11 protein-coding genes and 1 tRNA gene are annotated in these 18,770 nt (G+C 58.6%); 5 read left to right on the forward strand and 7 right to left on the reverse strand.

What is annotated here, in order from left to right; genetic code table 11:
* The first annotated feature begins 169 nt into the window (after positions 1–169).
* Positions 170–263, forward strand: a tRNA-Sec gene (locus tag ACOYXJ_RS23435).
* 385 nt (positions 264–648) lie between these two features.
* On the opposite strand, the gene ACOYXJ_RS23440 is transcribed toward ACOYXJ_RS23435, so the two are convergent.
* From ACOYXJ_RS23440 to ACOYXJ_RS23450, 3 genes are all read right to left on the reverse strand, one after another.
* Positions 649–6,279 carry a hypothetical protein gene (locus ACOYXJ_RS23440; protein ID WP_460371720.1) on the reverse strand — a complete coding sequence of 1,877 codons (5,631 nt, stop codon included), beginning with the start codon at positions 6,277–6,279 and terminating at the stop codon, positions 649–651.
* A 249-nt stretch (positions 6,280–6,528) separates the two neighbouring features.
* On the reverse strand, positions 6,529–8,277 hold the full coding sequence (locus ACOYXJ_RS23445; protein ID WP_460371721.1) for a phosphoethanolamine transferase CptA: 1,749 nt from the start codon (positions 8,275–8,277) through the stop codon (positions 6,529–6,531).
* Positions 8,278–8,486: 209 nt separating this feature from the next.
* Positions 8,487–8,669, reverse strand: coding sequence for a DUF6026 family protein (locus tag ACOYXJ_RS23450; RefSeq protein WP_016983768.1), 183 nt, complete (start codon positions 8,667–8,669; stop codon positions 8,487–8,489).
* Positions 8,670–8,941: 272 nt separating this feature from the next.
* Between ACOYXJ_RS23450 and gnd the strand changes: the two genes are divergently transcribed.
* The 3 genes from gnd to ACOYXJ_RS23465 are packed head-to-tail and all read left to right on the forward strand — an operon-like array spanning position 8,942 to position 12,260.
* The gene (gene gnd, locus ACOYXJ_RS23455; RefSeq protein WP_007914838.1) at positions 8,942–9,922 is read left to right on the forward strand and encodes a phosphogluconate dehydrogenase (NAD(+)-dependent, decarboxylating); all 981 of its coding nucleotides are present in this window, start codon (positions 8,942–8,944) and stop codon (positions 9,920–9,922) included.
* Positions 9,919–11,442, forward strand: a complete 1,524-nt coding sequence (zwf, locus tag ACOYXJ_RS23460; protein WP_150792657.1) for a glucose-6-phosphate dehydrogenase — start codon at positions 9,919–9,921, stop codon at positions 11,440–11,442. The genes gnd and zwf overlap by 4 nt, the downstream gene beginning before the upstream one ends.
* Positions 11,439–12,260 carry an HAD family hydrolase gene (locus tag ACOYXJ_RS23465; RefSeq protein ID WP_110718578.1) on the forward strand — a complete coding sequence of 274 codons (822 nt, stop codon included), beginning with the start codon at positions 11,439–11,441 and terminating at the stop codon, positions 12,258–12,260. Before zwf ends, ACOYXJ_RS23465 begins: the two co-directional genes overlap by 4 nt.
* Before the next feature lie 124 nt (positions 12,261–12,384).
* On the opposite strand, the gene nhaB is transcribed toward ACOYXJ_RS23465, so the two are convergent.
* From nhaB to ACOYXJ_RS23485, 4 genes are all read right to left on the reverse strand, one after another.
* Entirely contained in the window at positions 12,385–13,887 is a 1,503-nt protein-coding gene (gene nhaB, locus ACOYXJ_RS23470; RefSeq protein ID WP_150792658.1) for a sodium/proton antiporter NhaB, read from the reverse strand.
* A 180-nt stretch (positions 13,888–14,067) separates the two neighbouring features.
* Positions 14,068–15,003, reverse strand: coding sequence for a hypothetical protein (locus tag ACOYXJ_RS23475; RefSeq protein ID WP_460371724.1), 936 nt, complete (start codon positions 15,001–15,003; stop codon positions 14,068–14,070).
* A gap of 144 nt (positions 15,004–15,147) precedes the next feature.
* Positions 15,148–16,449 (reverse strand): NHL repeat-containing protein, encoded by a 1,302-nt coding sequence (locus tag ACOYXJ_RS23480; RefSeq protein ID WP_150792660.1) that lies wholly within the window; start codon positions 16,447–16,449, stop codon positions 15,148–15,150.
* Between the two features lie 276 nt (positions 16,450–16,725).
* Entirely contained in the window at positions 16,726–16,992 is a 267-nt protein-coding gene (locus ACOYXJ_RS23485; protein WP_095118783.1) for a hypothetical protein, read from the reverse strand.
* Between the two features lie 354 nt (positions 16,993–17,346).
* On the opposite strand from ACOYXJ_RS23485, the gene ACOYXJ_RS23490 reads away from it, so the two are divergent.
* Positions 17,347–18,672 (forward strand): sigma-54 dependent transcriptional regulator, encoded by a 1,326-nt coding sequence (locus ACOYXJ_RS23490; RefSeq protein WP_016983762.1) that lies wholly within the window; start codon positions 17,347–17,349, stop codon positions 18,670–18,672.
* Positions 18,673–18,770: the final 98 nt, after the last annotated feature.

Here is an 18,770-nt window from a genome sequence, read left to right on the forward strand (position 1 = left end):
TCTGGCGTAGCTGTAGGCAATGGCGCAAGAATTTGTAGCCTTGAAGGCGTGTCTAGAGGTGTCTTTTAAACACCTGCGTTTAAAAGGCAAAAGATCGGAAGATTGTCTGGGTGAACTTGGTCTATTCCTATTAGCCGTCCTGGCCCATGCAGACGCGCAATGAGTTCAAGGAAGGCAATCGCACCCGGTGGCGCGGCCGAGCTTCAAACGCGGTCGGGGACGGCATCCGATCCCGGACAAGTTCGGCCGGATGCCTTCCGCCAGTTTTCCCCAAAACAAAAAATCGCAATCTCCGGCAACTTCTACACAGTTATCTGAGCCGCAGAAGGCTGCGACCTTTTAGTCTAAAAATCGGAAAACGTGGTCTGGCCCCGTTTAATATCAGGCTGTGCGTGTGGTCAATGACCTGTTTGAAGAGTTTGATCTACAAAAGCATCTCGACAAAACTTATGTCGGACGTATTGAACGGGGCTTCACTTTCCTGGGAAAGCGTTACCCCCGTCCAATAGCCACTTGTGTTAGTTTCTGTTCATCGAAAGAATGCCAGCTTTAGGAGCAAACCTCACCCGCGTCCTCGGACGTGGATGAGGTGGATTAACGTTTTTTCGTATTAACCTATTGGCTATTTATGGGGTTATGGCTCGGCGATTATGGTACTAAACATACGAGCAAGTTGGTGTGGATGAAGTCGTCGCGCGTTGGATTGTTTATTCCGTCTCTTATCCACCATACCCCTTCGCTGCCGCCCCCGTCCAGGTAGTCAATATAGTGCCCTGGGCGAGGGTGTGGGGGTACTGTTGGGTGGCTGAGGAGGGGTGCGATGTAAACGCCTTTCCCGCTGTCCCAATCGGGGGATCCGACCCTGGTGTATTTAGCTAATAATGCTATGTCATCGCGCCCGACGAGGGCGCCCCCTAGAGATTGTCTCCACGCTAGTGCTTGTGCCGAGGTGTAGCCTCCGCCCGTGTACTTTATTAGCCTAATTACATTGCTCACGGTTACCTCGTAGCTGGCGTCGCGTCCCAGGCTGTCGGTCACATAGATACGGGTCGTTCCGTTCCACTCACTCCGCACGCGCCCTGTCGTCTCCTCAACCGAAGCGATGCCACTGTCGCCTGACCTATAAGTGTACGGGGGGACGCCACTTAACGGGGTTCGGTCGGCTGTGGTGCCGAAGGGGTCCTTTCCGGTACGAATCCATCTGGGACCGGAATTCGCGATGGAAAAGTTGCGACCAGATATTACTAAAGTTGAGGTTTCTATGATGAACGCGGGGGCCACCGTAAGGGTTCGCGCGGCAGAAGTCTGCCCAGTACCATACAACGCCTTGGCGGTAAAGCTGTGTGCAGCCACAGTCAGGGCACTGACCAGCAGCGTCCAGACACCGGTTGTGGGATTTGCAGTTGCCGGACCTTTGGAGACAGCGCCGTCAAAGATTTCGACTTTCTGGCCTTTGGCAGCGACGCCGCTCAGGGTGACGGCCGTTTCTACCGTGACCCCGCCTTGGGGGATTTCGACACCGCTAGGAGAGCCTTTGACCGACGTCAAAGTCGGAGCGGTGGCGGCGGTGACGGTCAGTGTTCTGGCGGCAGACACGGCACCGGAACCGTACAACGCCTTGGCGGTAAAGCTGTGTGCAGCCACAGTCAGGGCACTGACAAGCAGCGTCCAGACACCGGTTGTGGGATTTGCAGTTGCCGGACCTTTGGAGACAGCGCCATCAAAGATTTCGACCTTCTGGCCTTTGGCAGCGACGCCGCTGAGGGTGACGGCCGTTTCCACCGTGACCCCGCCTTGGGGAATTTCAACACCGCTCGGCGAGCCCTTCGCGGAGGTCAGCGTAGGCGCGGTGGCGGCTGTAACGGTCAGGTTGCGAACGTTCGAATACACCGGACTCACGGCATAAAGCGCTTTTGCATATAACCGGCGAGCACCCAGTGCCACGGTGATCGAGTGTTCCCAGATACCCGTGGTTGCATGGGCCGTCGCAACCCCCTTGGATACTGCGCTCGCACCGCTACCATCAAAGATTTCGACCTTCTGGCCTTTGGCAGCGACGCCGCTGAGGGTGACGGCCGTTTCCACCGTGACCCCGGCTTGAGGGATTTCAACACCGCTAGGAGAGCCTTTGACCGACGTCAAAGTCGGAGCGGTGGCGGCGGTGACGGTCAGTGTTCTGGCGGCAGACACGGCACCGGAACCGTACAACGCCTTGGCGGTAAAGCTGTGTGCAGCCACAGTCAGGGCGCTGACGAGCAGCGTCCAGACACCGGTTGTGGGATCTGCAGTTGCCGGGCCTTTGGAGACAGCGCCGTCAAAGATTTCGACTTTCTGGCCTTTGGCAGCGACGCCGCTCAGGGTGACGGCCCTTTCTACCGTGACCCCGCCTTGGGGGATTTCGACACCGCTAGGAGAGCCTTTGACCGACGTCAAAGTCGGAGCGGTGGCGGCGGTGACGGTCAGTGTTCTGGCGGCAGACACGGCACCGGAACCGTACAGCGCCTTGGCGGTAAAGCTGTGTGCAGCCACAGCCAAGGCACTGACGAGCAGCGTCCAGACACCGGTTGTGGGATCTGCAGTTGCCGGGCCTTTGGAGACAGCGCCGTCAAAGATTTCGACTTTCTGGCCTTTGGCAGCGACGCCGCTCAGGGTTACGGCCGTTTCTACTGTGCTCCCGCCTTGGGGGATTTCGACACCGCTAGGAGAGCCTTTGACCGATGTCAACGTCGGAGCGGTGGCGGCGGTGACGGTCAGTGTTCTGGCGGCAGACACGGCACCGGAACCGTACAACGCCTTGGCGGTAAAGCTGTGTGCAGCCACAGTCAGGGCACTGACGAGCAGCGTCCAGACACCGGTTGTGGGATCTGCAGTTGCCGGACCTTTGGAGACAGCACCGTCAAAGATTTCGACTTTCTGGCCTTTGGCAGCGACGCCGCTCAGGGTTACGGCCGTTTCTACTGTGCTCCCGCCTTGGGGGATTTCGACACCGCTAGGAGAGCCTTTGACCGACGTCAAAGTCGGAGCGGTGGCGGCGGTGACGGCAAGTGTTCTGGCGGCAGACACGGCACCGGAACCGTACAACGCCTTGGCGGTAAAGCTGTGTGCAGACACAGCCAGGGCGCTGACGAGCAGCGTCCAGACACCGGTTGTGGGATCTGCAGTTGCCGGGCCTTTGGAGACAGCGCCGTCAAAGATTTCGACTTTCTGGCCTTTGGCAGCGACGCCGCTCAGGGTTACGGCCGTTTCTACTGTGCTCCCGCCTTGGGGGATTTCGACACCGCTAGGAGAGCCTTTGACCGACGTCAAAGTCGGAGCGGTGGCGGCGGTGACGGTCAGTGTTCTGGCGGCAGACACGGCACCGGAACCGTACAACGCCTTGGCGGTAAAGCTGTGTGCAGCCACAGTCAGGGCGCTGACGAGCAGCGTCCAGACACCGGTTGTGGGATCTGCAGTTGCCGGGCCTTTGGAGACAGCACCGTCAAAGATTTCGACTTTCTGGCCTTTGGCAGCGACGCCGCTCAGGGTTACGGCCGTTTCTACTGTGCTCCCGCCTTGGGGGATTTCGACACCGCTAGGAGAGCCTTTGACCGACGTCAAAGTCGGAGCGGTGGCGGCGGTGACGGCAAGTGTTCTGGCGGCAGACACGGCACCGGAACCGTACAACGCCTTGGCGGTAAAGCTGTGTGCAGACACAGCCAGGGCGCTGACGAGCAGCGTCCAGACACCGGTTGTGGGATCTGCAGTTGCCGGGCCTTTGGAGACAGCGCCGTCAAAGATTTCGACTTTCTGGCCTTTGGCAGCGACGCCGCTCAGGGTTACGGCCGTTTCTACTGTGCTCCCGCCTTGGGGGATTTCGACACCGCTAGGAGAGCCTTTGACCGACGTCAAAGTCGGAGCGGTGGCGGCGGTGACGGTCAGTGTTCTGGCGGCAGACACGGCACCGGAACCGTACAACGCCTTGGCGGTAAAGCTGTGTGCAGCCACAGCCAGACCAGCGAGCCGCGTCCAGACACCGGTTGTGGGATCCGCCGTTGCCTGACCTTTGGAGGCAGCACCGTCAAAGATTTCGACTTTCTGGCCTTTGGCAGCGACGCCGCTGAGGGTGACGGCCGTTTCCACCGTGACCCCGCCTTCGGGGATTTCGACACCGCTAAGAGAGCCTTTGACCGACGTCAAAGTCGGAGCGGTGGCGGCGGTGACGGTCAGTGTTCTGGCGGCAGACACGGCACCGGAACCGTACAACGCCTTGGCGGTAAAGCTGTGTGCAGCCACAGCCAAGGCACTGACGAGCAGCGTCCAGACACCGGTTGTGGGATCTGCAGTTGCCGGACCTTTGGAGACAGCGCCGTCAAAGATTTCGACTTTCTGGCCTTTGGCAGCGACGCCGCTCAGGGTTACGGCCGTTTCTACTGTGCTCCCGCCTTGGGGGATTTCGACACCGCTAGGAGAGCCTTTCACCGAATCGATAGATGGAGCTGTTGCCTGGCCAACTTCCAACGTCAACTCCCGCGAATGCCCCAACGTTTCTCCCCCCCGCTCAATCCGGTAATCCGCCACCACCGCGCCGTCGAGGTTGGCCGTGACGTACTGTTTGGGCACGGTGGTTCGCACAGGTTTGCCGGCGGTGGCGGGGATCAGGTCGATATGGTCACTGAAGCTGCCGCCGCTGGCCGAGCCTGTCCAGTTGAAGTAAAACCGGTCCTTGTCCTGGGTATCGGTGTGGGTCAAGACCAAGGTTGCGCCGGTCGGCGGCACGTTTTCCGGATTCAGCACGTCGTTATCGTCTGCTTCTTCGACTTCCGGGCGATCAAATATTGGCTTCGCCGCGCCCACCTGCATCATGAACGGCAGCGATTCGCGCACGCTCAGCAGCAGATTGTCTCTGTTGGTGACGACGTAGTAGACCTTGACGCTCAAGCCATCGAAACGCTGGATATCGCTCTGGGCAACGGCGCGCAAGACGGGCTCGCCATCCGCTACGTTGCCGACCTGGCGCGGGTCCTCGTAGTAAACAGGGTTGTCGCCGGGCGCCTTTGCCTCCCAGATCACATTCAGCAGATCACTGCCGTTGCGACCGACGTACCACGGCGCACTCACCGTCGCCCACGGCGTATCGACTGGCAACGTCCCGCCCGGTGCCTCGACGACGCCAGGTGCGAGCAATCGGCTGATATCGCCCACGACGCTGACGCTGGCGTTTTTCGAGGGGCGGTCGGTCTCACCCTCGCGGCGCCGAACAAAGCCCACCGACGCACTGCCCTTGGCGATGGCGCGTACGGCTTCGTTGGGGATGATGAAGTCGAGCTGAAAGGGCACGAATTCCACCGTCATCGATAACGGGCCGACGATGATTTGCGGACCTTGCGCGGGGGTGCCGGTCCAGGTCAGGAGCACTTCATCTTTCACGGCGAAGTCTTTGGCAGTGGTGTATACGCGAACGGTGACGTCGTCGTCACCCAGCGTGTCGAGGTCCACACGATCAGTTGGCTGGCCTTTGACCAGCACCAGCGGTGCGTCCAGGCGGTCACCGTTCATGTCCACCAGCACCCGCTGTAGGGCCGACCACGGGGCGCGCTCGTCCGGGTAGTTGCCGCAGCGGTCGACCACCTGAAACGCCACTGCCACCGCGGAGCCATCGCCGGCGGCTTTGATCAGGTCGTAATCGAAAGTGATGTCGATCGGGTTTTTCTGCGGATCCGCCGCCTGTTCCGGGCTGACCAGATGCATCACTTGCTGGCTGCCCCAGCGGGCGTGGATGCGGTCGTAGCGGGTCAGGTTGCGGTAGGGAACGATGCGCATCGTCACCACGCCGTTTTGCGGAAAATCCTGATCGACCTCGTAGCGGTCGAGGGAAAAATTGAGGTCGGAGTGGCCGTCATCACCGGGGATGTCGTCGTATTCGCCGGGGCGGGTGAGTTTGACCAGCAGTTTCAAGCGGGGCCTGGATTCTTCGCCGGGATAGTTCTTGCCGGAAATCTTGTAGTAAACGTTGGTGGCATCACCGTCGAGCACAAAATTCTTGGCCAGGGTGAAGATCACATCCCGATTGAGTTCGGACTCGTATTGAATGGTCTTGCTCCACACTGCCTGCGTGGCGTTGTTCCAAAAAACCTCGACCCGGTCGCCGATGCTCATGGAGAGCCAGGCAGGCACAGTGCCTTGCAAACCGTTTTCCACGCCACGAATGGGGATGCCGCCATCGTAGTCTTCCGTTGGGTCGAGTGGGTTCAGGGCAGGGAAGTAGAGGGACTTCAGGGCATCCGGTGTTGGGTTGGACATGGGGGCGAGCTCCGTTCGGTGAGGTAACGGAGTGATTGAAAGCGCATTGGTGGGATTTCGCACCTGTCAGATCTGACAGGTAAGGGCCGAAATCCGACGTGCGGTAGGCGTTTGCAGAACGGATTGTTCACCGAGCGATCCGGATTTCTGAAGATAAAAAAAAGCTCTGCATCTTTCGATACAGAGCTTTTCAATGGATCAGGCAAAGCGCTCTTCGGTTGCCATCATCTCGGTAAATCCACAGCGGCTTTACTTTTGTGCGACATCCGCCGGCGCGCTGTCGATTTTCTTCGGCTTCATCAAACTGAAGTCGATCAACGCCCGCTGTTCAGTCTGGTACGGGTCGCCGATCAGCAGTGGCCGTACCTTGAAGCTGTCGCTGACCAGGCTCTTGCTGTGGTCGAGTTCATCGAAACTCAAACCGGCGAGGTCGGCCCAGGTGTGGATCAGGTGCGAGCTGCTGTACGGGCGATCGAGGTCGCCGGCGAAGTTCCAGTCGTGGTTGGCCTTCCACTTCGGCGACGCCCAGGCCATAAACGGAATGGTGTACATCGGCGCGGTCGGTTTGTTTTCGTTGCGGCCCAGGGTCTTGTGGCCCACCGAGTCGAACACGTCTTCACCGTGATCTGAAAGGTACAGCAGGAAGCCGTTCGGATCGGATTTGGCGTAATCCTTGATCAGGCTCGATACGACGAAGTCGTTGTACAGCACGGCGTTGTCGTAGCTGTTGTAGGTCGGTACCTGGTCGTCACGCACGCCGGGCGGCACGCCGTTGCGGTCCTGGAACTTGTCGAACGTCGGTGGATAGCGGTACTGGTAGCTCATGTGCGTGCCGAGCAAATGCACAACGATCAGTTTGCGCGGTGCGGCGTCAGCCAACGCCTTGTTGAACGGCTCGATCACGTCGCCATCGTACTGCGCGGCGTTCTGGTTACGGTTGTTGTTCAGGTACACCTGCTCGTCGGCCTGTTCGGAGAACGTGGTGAGCATGGTGTTGCGCTTGGTCATGGTCTGCTGGTTGGTTATCCAGAAGGTCTTGTAGCCGGCCTGCTTCATCATGCTGACCAGCGACGGTGTCGACAGGTACAGATCCGGGTTTTCTTCGTCAGCGAAGGTCAGGACCTGCTGCAGCGCCTCGATGGTGTACGGACGTGGAGTGACGACGTTGTCGAACACCGCCAGTTGATCCTTGAGCTTGTCCAGTTCCGGCGTGGTGTTGCGCTGATAGCCATAAAGGCTCATGCGCTGACGGTTGGTCGATTCGCCGATCACCAGCACCAGGGTCTTCGGCTGGTCGGCCGAGCCGTCCTTGAGGTTTTTCAGCGGCGGGATTTTGCTCACGTTGTGCAGCATGCCCTGCATGTCGGCGAGGGTTTCCTGGTAACGGTGATAGGCCACGACCATCTGCCATGGCACCGCCGGCTCGATGCGGGTTTCGAATTTCTCGAAGCCTTGGGCGAAGGTGCCCATGCGCATGGTTTGTTTGACCAGCGGATAACCGATTACGGCAATCAGGATGGCCATCGCTGCGACGAATGCACGGCCACGGGGCATGTACACCGGGCGCAGGCGAGTCCACAGGAAGTAAGCGAACGCGGTGTGCGCGAGGAACGCCGGCACCATCCACCAGGCAAAGTACTGGGTCATGTACTCGCCGGCTTCGGACACGTTCGACTCGAACATGATGAAGATCACGCTCTGGGAGAATTCCTGCTCATAGATGAAGAAGTAACCCAGGCTGGCCATCGAGCAGGCCCACAACACCACGCCGATGATGGCGGCGAGCAGTTTGGTGCGTTTGGGGAACAGCAGCATCGGCGCCAGCCAGATCGCGCTCATGACGAACGCCTGACGGAACCCGGTGAATCCGGAGGTACCGGTCAGCTGGATCAGCAGTTGGGTGATACCCGAGAAGTACCAGAAGAATACAAACAGCCAGAGAAAACCGGCCCAGTCGAAACCTGTCGCAGTCGTTTTGCTGCGTTTGAACAATGCCATTCGGCGCTCCAGCTCACTCGTTACAACCACCGCCGGAACATCCATGAAGCCGACGAACGGAGGCCGTACACGCAGGTACGGCCAGAATGGGGCGGAGTATTACGAAGAGAATGTGAAAGTTTTGTTAAGCGGCGCTTTTGCCGTGGGGCATGCGGCCAGAGGGTAGCGTGTCGGGAACAGCCGCTGCCGTTCCCGAATCAGGCGGGGGATCAGGCGTGGGGATGACGCTGAACGACCGGCAAAGGCTGCGGTTGCGCACCTTGGGTCAACAGGCGCAATTGCGCCAGCTCCTGCTTCAACTGGTCGCGTTCGTCTTTCAACTGACGCAATTCATCGCGACGAATCGTCACGTACAGGGTTTGTGGCGGCATTGCTGTGTGTACTGTGCCCATTGCTCACCTCGCAAATGGCGTGCATCAACTGTAGGTCGTCCCGGCTTGCGGTACAGATCTACTATCGGCGCCGATTTTGATTTCTTTTGCCTGTGAATGGAACTTTTTTATTTTTCATGGTCGGTGTGTCTTCTGCATGATTCGGGGCGTTATCAGTCTGGATCGGGCACAATGCCCGGAAACTTCATCGCAACGCTCTGGACTAACCTCCATCAGTCGCGTTGGGCTATAACCAATGACACACATTTATTTGTAGTAAGGAGCATCAGCACATGCAACTCGGGATTATTGGACTGGGCCGCATGGGCGGCAATATTGCGCGACGTCTGATGCTCAACGGTCACACCACCGTTGTTTACGACCGCAATACCGCTTTCATCGATAACCTGGTCGCCGAGGGCTCCACTGGCGTCGCCGATTTGCCGGCACTGGTTGCCGGCCTGGCCAAGCCGCGTGCGGTCTGGGTCATGCTGCCGGCCGGCGCACCCACCGAAGACACCATCAACACCCTGAGCACTCTGCTCGAAGCCGGCGACACCATCATCGACGGCGGCAACACCAACTATAAGGATGACATTCGCCGGGCCAAGACTCTGGCCGAAAAAGGCCTGCACTACATCGACGTCGGCACCTCGGGCGGCGTCTGGGGCCTGGAACGCGGCTATTGCATGATGATCGGCGGCGACGCTGAAACCGTGCAGCGCCTCGACCCATTGTTCGCCGCACTGGCGCCGGGCATGGGTGACATCCCGCGCACCAAGGATCGCAAGTCCGACGACCACCGCGCCGAACACGGCTACATCCACGCCGGTCCTGCCGGTGCCGGGCACTTTGTGAAGATGATTCACAACGGCATCGAGTACGGCATGATGGCCGCGTTCGCCGAGGGCTTCGACATCCTCAAGACCAAATCCAGCGAGCGCCTGCCGGAAGATCAGCGTTTTGATCTGAACGTAGCGGACATCGCGGAAGTGTGGCGCCGTGGCAGTGTGGTGTCGTCGTGGTTGCTCGACCTGACCGCCGACGCGTTGGCCAGCGATCCGAAGCTCGACGGTTTCTCCGGTTCGGTTGCCGACAGCGGCGAAGGTCAATGGACCATCGAAGCGGCCATGGAACAAGCGGTGCCGGTACCGGTGCTGTCGAACTCGCTGTTCTCGCGTTACCGCTCGCGCGGTCAGGGCACGTTTGGCGACAAGATTCTTTCGGCCCAGCGCTTCGGCTTCGGCGGCCACGTGGAGACACCGAAGAAATGACCCATACGATCCGCAGAAAATCCAAGGCAGAACCCGCACCACCGACCACGCTGTTTCTGTTCGGTGCCCACGGCGACCTGGTCAAGCGCTTGCTGATGCCGGCGCTGTACAACCTCAGTCGCGACGGCTTGCTTGACGAAAATCTGCGGATCGTGGGCGTTGATCACAACGCCATTACCGATGAAGCCTTCGCGCAGAAGCTCGAAGACTTTATCCGTACCGAAGTGGCGGCGAAGGTCGGCAAGGGCGATCAGATGCTTGATCCGGCCTTGTGGGCCAAGCTCGCCAAAGGTATCAGCTACGTTCAGGGCGACTTCCTGGACGACAGCACTTATTCCGCGCTGGCGGCGAAAATCGCCGACAGCGGCACCGGCAATGCGGTGTTCTACCTGGCCACCGCGCCACGCTTTTTCAGCGAAGTGGTGCGCCGACTGGGCAGCGCCGGGTTGCTTGAAGAAACCCCGGAAGCGTTCAGAAGGGTGGTGATCGAGAAGCCGTTCGGCTCCGATCTGCAAACCGCCGAAGCATTGAATGCCTGCCTGCTCAAGGTGATGTCCGAAAAGCAGATCTATCGGATCGACCATTATCTGGGCAAGGAAACCGTGCAGAACATTCTGGTCAGCCGGTTTTCCAACAGCCTGTTCGAAGCGTTCTGGAACAATCATTACATCGACCACGTGCAGATCACCGCCGCCGAAACCGTCGGCGTCGAAACCCGTGGCAGTTTTTACGAACACACCGGCGCACTGCGTGACATGGTGCCCAATCACCTGTTCCAGTTGCTCGCCATGGTGGCGATGGAACCGCCGGCGGCGTTCGGCGCTGATGCGGTGCGCGGCGAGAAGGCCAAGGTGGTCGGCGCGATCCGCCCGTGGACCACTGAAGAGGCACGGGCCAACTCGGTTCGCGGCCAGTACAGCGCCGGCGAAGTCGACGGCAAGTCGCTGAACGGTTATCGCCAAGAGCCTAACGTTTCACCTGACAGCAGCACCGAAACCTACGTCGCGCTGAAGGTAATGATCGACAACTGGCGTTGGGTCGGCGTGCCGTTCTATCTGCGCACCGGCAAGCGTATGAGCGTGCGCGACACCGAGATCGTTATCTGCTTCAAACCGGCGCCGTATGCGCAATTCCGTGACACCGAAGTCGATGAATTGCAGCCGACTTATCTGCGCATCCAGATCCAGCCGAACGAAGGCATGTGGTTCGACCTGCTGGCCAAGCGGCCGGGGCCGGCGTTGAACATGGCCAACATCGAGCTGGGTTTTGCCTACAAGGACTTTTTCGAAATGCAGCCGTCGACCGGTTACGAAACCCTGATCTATGACTGCCTGACCGGCGATCAGACGCTGTTTCAGCGCGCCGACAATATCGAGAATGGCTGGCGTGCGGTGCAACCGTTCCTCGACGCTTGGCAACAGGACGCGAGCGTGCAGACCTATGCTGCCGGTGAAGATGGCCCACAAGCCGCCGAAGATTTGCTCACTCGCGATGGTCGCGTCTGGCATGGCCTCGGATGAGTGACTTGCCGAAACAACCTGTACGTTTTCTGCTCAGCGACATGGACGGCACGTTGCTGCTGCCGGATCACACACTGAGTCAGCGCACCATTGATGCGGTGCGTTCGCTGCGTGAGGCCGGCGTGCTCTTCAGCCTAGCCACGGGCAGGCCGCCGAAGGCCATGCTGCAGCAGATCGAAGCCCTGGGCGTTGATCTGCCGACAGCGGCGTTTAACGGTGGAACCATCGTCAATCCGGATGGCAGTTTGTTGGTCGCGCATTACCTGCCGGCGAGCACCGCGTTGATTGCGCTGGCCACGTTTGCCGATCAGCCTGATGTGGAAATCTGGGTGTTCAGCGGCGGTGACTGGCTGCTCAAGGATCCGCACGGACCGATGGTGCCGCGCGAGCAGCATGGTCTCGGCTATCCGCCGGTGGTGGTCGAGAGTTTCGAGCCGTATCTGCAGCGCATCGACAAGATTGTCGCGACCAGTAACAACACTGAGCTGTTGATCGAGCTTGAGGCGCGCCTGTTGACCAAGGTCAATGGCATGGCACAAGTGTCACGCTCGCAACCGGTGTATCTCGACGTCACGGCGCTGGAGGCCAATAAAGGCACGGCGCTGGCAACTCTGGCCGAACATCTCGGTATTCCATTGGAGCAGACAGCGGCCATCGGCGATGGCGGCAATGATCCAGCGATGTTCCATTGCGCAGGGCTGTCGATTGCCATGGGGCAGGCGGAGGAGGCTGTAAAGCGTCAGGCTGACGTGGTCACCGCGCCGAACACCGAAGACGGCGTGGCCCAAGCGATCGAGAAATACATCCTTCCTCACTGACACCACCCAAGACCAAATGTAGGAGTGAGCCTGCTCGCGATAGCAATGTATCAGTCAGCATTTCCTGGGCTGACACACCGCTATCGCGAGCAGGCTCACTCCTACAGTTTTTACGCGGTGTTTGTCAGAGCCAGTAGCTCACGGCGTACCAGCCCAGCAGGCCCATGACGAAGGTGTACGGCAGCGCCATCCACACCATTCGCCCATACGACAAACGCACCAGCGGTGCGATCGCCGAGGTCAACAGGAACAGGAACGCGGCCTGGCCATTCGGCGTCGCTACACTCGGCAAATTCGTACCTGTATTGATCGCGATCGCCAATGTCTCGAAATGCTCACGGCTCATGTGCCCGGCAAGGAACGCCTGTTTCACTTCGGTGATGTAAATCGTCGCGACAAACACATTGTCACTGATCGCCGACAGCAGGCCATTGGCGATAAACAACATGCCCGGTTGTTGCTCGACCGGCAGGGCCAGCACCCATTGAATCAACGGCGCAAACAGCTGTTGATCGTGAATCACCGCCACCACGGCAAAAAACACCACCAGCAACGCCGTGAACGGCATGGCGTCCTTGAATGCACTGCCCAAACGATGCTCGTCAGTGATGCCGGTAAACGCGGTGATCAACACAATCACCATCAACCCGATCAGGCCGACTTCGGCGATGTGAAAAGCCAGGCAGCCAATCAGAATCAATGCCGCAGCGCCTTGCACCAGCAGTGCTGCGCGTTGGCGCGCCGTGCGTTCAGCATTGTCTTCAGCGGCGTAGTTAGCCAACACGGCGCGAACATTGTCCGGCAGCAGCGTGCCGTAGCCGAACCAGCGCAGCTTCTCCAGCAGCACGCAGGTGACCAGACCCGCTGCCAGCACTGGCATCGACACTGGAGCGACTTTCTGGAAGAACTCGCCGAAGTGCCAGCCCATTTCGTGGCCGATCAACAGGTTCTGCGGCTCACCGACCAGTGTGCACACGCCGCCCAACGCCGTACCGACAGCGCCGTGCATCAACAGGCTGCGCAGGAAAGCGCGGAATTGTTCCAGGTCCTCGTGATGCAGTTTCGGCAGGTTCTCGTCGTCAGCAAACTCGCTGTCCTGGCGCGGATCATTGCCGGAAGCGACGCGGTGATAAACGGAATAGAAACCGACCGCTGCACTGATGATCACAGCGGTCACTGTCAATGCATCGAGAAACGCCGACAAAAACGCCGAGAGGAAGCAGAACATCAAGGCCAACGCCGCTTTGGAGCGCACGCCCAACAACAGGCGCGAGAATAGAAATAGCAGCAGGTCTTTCATGAAATAGATGCCCGCCACCATGAACATCAGCAACAGGATCACCGGGAAGTTGTGCACCAGTTCATCGTAAAGTGCTTGCGGGGTGGTCATCTTCAACAGCAAGGCTTCGATCAACAGCAAGCCGCCGGGCATCAGCGGATAACACTTGAGCGCCATGGCCAGAGTGAAGATGAATTCGATCACCAGCAGCCAGCCGGCCGCGACCGGGCCAACGGTGAACAGCACCAGCGCATTGAGGATGAGGAAACCGACAATGGTCGCCTTGTACCAGCGTGGCGAGTGCCCGAGAAAATTATGCGCGAACGCCTGGGCCATTGAACCGGACATCGGCAGCTCCTTTTATTAAGAAGCGCGAAAGTTGCCGGATGTGTCGGGGAAGATCAAGCTGCTCGTCGATTTAATCCCCGTCGTCGCCGTTGAAGCAGGTTTTTTTAGACCATTCGCGGGGCCAAACAACAAGACCCGCCGAGTTATCGCTCGACGGGTCATGTTGACGATGAAACAGAACTACCGTTGCGGCAGTTTCTCAGACGCTACATGGATCATCCAAGGTTCCGAGTGGCGATCCGGTTCGGATTCAGATCGGCAGATGAACGTATAACTATTGCCGTGGAGTAAGTCCTTAATAGGGGTAATGAAAACCCCGTATTCATTTGCGTCGAAGACAACCCCTTCATGGGCATCACTGAGGATCCGGCCAGATTCGTTCGGCTTGGCCGTGCCAATCAGAACCACTGCTGTCTGCGTTGTGGTTTCGCCATCTTTGATGGGCTGATAATTTCCCAGGCCGTATCCAAATTGAATACTCAGCAATGCCGGTTTTTCGATCTCGACATGCCAGGGGGCTGATTGTTTGCCGTTTAACTCTCGAGCGACGAAATTATGCTTGCCTGGCTTAAGGCCTGTGAGGTGGGCGCTCCAGTGCCCGCTGTTATCGACATTGAGCAAGCGAAGCACAATACCGTTATCCAGAAGATCCACCACCTGGCCAGGTACGCCCTTGCCGATAAACCTCAGGTCGGTATGAACTGTACTTGAACCGTTTCCGATGGGCTGGTCGTCTGGCCCTTTTATAGATTCGATTAATAGCTGATCTAGTGCAGCAATGGTAACCACCCAGGGCGATGATTCTTGTCCATACTCGTCTAGCACGGTGTATACGTGAGTACCCAGCGACTGGTTAAAAAGTTCTGTTGTAAAGTGGCCAGTCGCGTCTACATGAACAGGGGCAATCGGGGTTCCTCTATCCAGAATATCCGCCGGTCTCGCCGGAGTGGCCACGCCTTTGATAAAAAAGTCGCTCACCGTGACAACACTGTCGGGTTCGATGTAATTCCCCTCTGGATCGGTGAGTTCGAGGATCCGCGGTTCGATCTTGCTAGCACGCGTGCTCGAGGCTTCAACTTGCGTCAGTTGTCCAGATAGTTTCTCTTGATCAGTCATTCAAAAATTCCTTTTTTCAGGTTCAACGCGCAGCCATCTGCGCGTGTCGCTATCTGAGCGCCGATCAATGGCAGTGTCTACTGTCAGAAATTACAGGTGCAGGGCTAAATCCGATGAATGGCAGCGCTGCTGCCCTTCGCTTGACTAGTGATTGAAATACCGCGCCACCATTGCCCGGTAGTTGCCATCGAGCGAATAACCGCCAACGAGGATGGCGCCATCCGCTTGCACGGCCAGCGAGTTGGCCGTATCCAGGCTGCGACCCAGGCGCGTGCGCAGCCAGCCTTTGCCATCGCCGAAGCTGTGATCCAGGCTGCCGTCACTCAGGTAGCGGGCAACAATAAAATCCGCTTCGATCCCGCCAATGGTTGCACCGACCGCGATGATGCGGCCGTCCGCCATGCGTTGGGCGGCGCTCCATTGACAGCCGCTGGGGCCGATTTCCAGCAGCAGTGGTTGCCCGCCATGGTTGTGCAGGTTCGGGCGGCCATTGGTGTGCACGCTGTAGGCCATGCAACGAATCGGGTCGCGACTGCTGCCGAAACAGTGCAGCGCATCGGTGGATTCAATGACCTGACTGACCTGAGCGCTTTGGCTGTGAGCCTTGAACGCCATGAATCCGTCCACGGCAAAACGCTCGTCGAGGCGGCCGTCGGGCAGGTAGCGCGCTAACAGACCCTCCTGCGGAAAGTCGATGGAGCCTGCCACGACAATCCGCCCATCCTTTTGCAGCAGCAGGCTGCTGAGCCAGGTGTTGAGCAGCAAGTGGCGAATCATCACGAAGCCGCGGCCGTTGAAGGTTTCATCGAGGCTGCCGTCAGGCTTGAGGCGGATCAGCATGCCGGCATGGTCGGCGAGTTCGAAGTGGTGATTGGCGATCAACAGAATATGGCCGTCGTCCTGGACGACAAAGTCGCAGGCTTCAGCACCCGGGACGCCCGGCGGCAGCCAGGCATCACGGCTGCCCATGGACAGGTCACCGGGCAGGCGCACCACCTGACGACCGTTGTCACCGAAGCTCTGGTCCGGTTTGCCCTGTGCATCGAACAAGGCCAGCGCCGGCAAGGTGCGATGCGTGTTTTCATAATGCAGGCCGGCGAGCAGGATGCGCCCGTCGGGCAGTGCCTGGACTTTGCCGGCGGTGGCTTCGAAGCCCGGGGCAAAGGTATCGATCACGCTGCCTTGATCGCCAAAGGCCAGGTCGGCTGAGCCATCGGCGAGCATGCGGGCCAGGCCGAAACGGCTGCCGGCGGCGGTGCCGACTTTGGCGGCGACGAGGATCCGCCCCTGAGCATCGAGCGCGATATCTTCCGTCAGGCTGGACACGCTGCCCGCGAAATACACTTGGGCGACGCCGGTGGCGGCAAACGTTCTGTCGAGTTGACCGGCCTGATTCGACAACGTCGTCGGTAATGCCGGCAGCGCAAAAGTGTTCAGGGTGGACATGCACGCATCTCCTTGCGAGTTGACCTTTACCGGAAACCGGAGGTAACTGCATGAGCGGAACATTCAATCCCTGAACCGGGAGAAGTACAACTGTAAGAACTAACAGGTGGAGGGTCGCACTGTGCCAGAACAGTGTCTTTTTGAACCAATAGCAAGCCGCCCAAGCAGTTAAGCCTGAACAAGTTGCAAATAGTTGTACAAAAGTACGGAGAGTTAAAAGATTAGAACTAACAGAGTAGGGCGGATGACCTGAACGTCATCCGCATCGCCCGGCTGTTAGTGTGGCATCGACCAGGATTGCAGGCTGTAGCCTTCTTCGCTGAGTTCAGCGCGAGCCTGCTGCAGCAGTTGCTCGAGTTGCGCTGGATCGGAGTAGGCGCTGCTCGGGATCTGTTTGCGACCGATGTGCGAATTGGTCCGGTCGATCACGGTCAGGCTGAGCTCGCCATTGCCGTCTTGTGGCGCCCAGGCCACGCACTGGAACGGTTTGAACGCATGGTTGGCAATCAAAACAGCTTCGTTGATACGGAGCGGGGCGGTCATGGGGTTTTCTCTCTGTCGTGCCCAATCAAGTGATGTGCCGTCGGTTGGGCTTACCGTTCGGCTGGTACTTGTACTGATGCACCGAACCCGTAGGCAGGTCACACAGGAAACAAAGAAATTTCAACTTTCTTTCATGAAGTTGTTTTGCAGGCAGGGTTTGAAAGCTCACTGAAAGCTTGAAACAGCAATTTAGTCGATAGCTAACTAACAACCTGGTTTCTTATAACGTGTTTGCTTGTACGCCTATAAGCAATCGATACAAGGCCCTGTCAAAATCTTGCTAATGTTACAGTCGGGTCTGCCAAATGACTGTTTTTACAATCATTTCTAATAATTTGGCGCCAAGGAACAGTCATGAGCGAAGCGCCTGCGTTACGACGTTTATTGGTGGTCGATCCTTGCGACGACTGCCACCGCTTATTGCCCGGATTACGCGCCGTAGGTTGGGATGTTGATAGCTGTACCCTGGAAAACGCCGCCGATCGAAGTTGTGATGTCGGCTTGCTGCGATTGCAGCCGTTTCACCTCGAGCGTCCCGAAGCCGTCAAGGAACTGATCAGCCGTAGCGGCACCGAATGGATCGCCGTACTCAATCAGGAAGTCCTGCGTCTACAAAATGTCGGCGATTTCGTCTGCGAATGGTTCTTCGATTTCCATACCCTGCCGTTCGACGTTTCGCGAGTGCAGGTCACCCTCGGGCGGGCGTTCGGCATGGCGCGTTTGCGCGGGCAGGGCACGATTCACGTCGATCAGCCGGAACATGAACTGCTCGGCGACAGCAAACCGATCCGTGAACTGCGCAAACTACTCAGCAAACTGGCACCGACCGAATCGCCTGTGTTGATCCGCGGCGAGAGCGGTACCGGTAAAGAACTCGTTGCGCGCACGCTGCACCGGCAATCCCAGCGCCACAGCAAACCGTTTGTGGCAATCAACTGCGGGGCGATTCCCGAGCATTTGATTCAATCCGAGCTGTTCGGTCACGAGAAGGGTGCGTTCACCGGCGCGCATCAGCGCAAGGTCGGGCGCATTGAGGCGGCCAATGGCGGCACGTTGTTCCTCGATGAAATCGGTGATCTGCCGCTGGAACTGCAAGCCAATCTGTTGCGTTTTCTGCAGGAAAAACACATCGAGCGCGTCGGCGGCAGTCAGCCGATTCCGGTGGATGTGCGTGTGCTGGCGGCGACCCACGTCGACCTTGAGGCGGCCATCGAGAAGAAGCGTTTTCGCGAAGACCTGTATTACCGGCTCAACGTGCTGCAAGTCGTCACCGCGCCGCTGCGTGAACGCCATGGTGATCTCTCGATGCTGGCCAACCACTTTTCCCACTTCTACAGCCATGAAACCGGTCGCCGCCCGCGCAGCTTCAGTGAGGACGCGCTGATTGCCATGGGCAAACATGACTGGCCGGGCAACGTCCGGGAACTGGCCAACCGTGTAAGGCGCGGACTGGTGCTGGCCGAGGGTCGGCAGATCGAGGCCCGCGATCTCGGGCTGATCAGTCAGCACTCGATCGCCACACCGATGGGCACGCTGGAAGATTACAAAACCCGCGCCGAGCGCCAGGCGTTGTGCGATGTGTTGAATCGGCACAGCGATAATCTCAGTGTGGCGGCTAAAGTCCTCGGCGTATCACGGCCGACGTTTTATCGCCTGCTGCATAAACACCAGATTCGTTAGATACCTGAAGATCAAAAGATCGCAGCCTTCGGCAGCTCCTACATCGGATTTGGGTAATCCCTGTAGGAGCTGCCGAAGGCTGCGATCTTTTGCTTTTG

It is taken from the genome of Pseudomonas sp. Tul2A7, assembly GCF_054790505.1.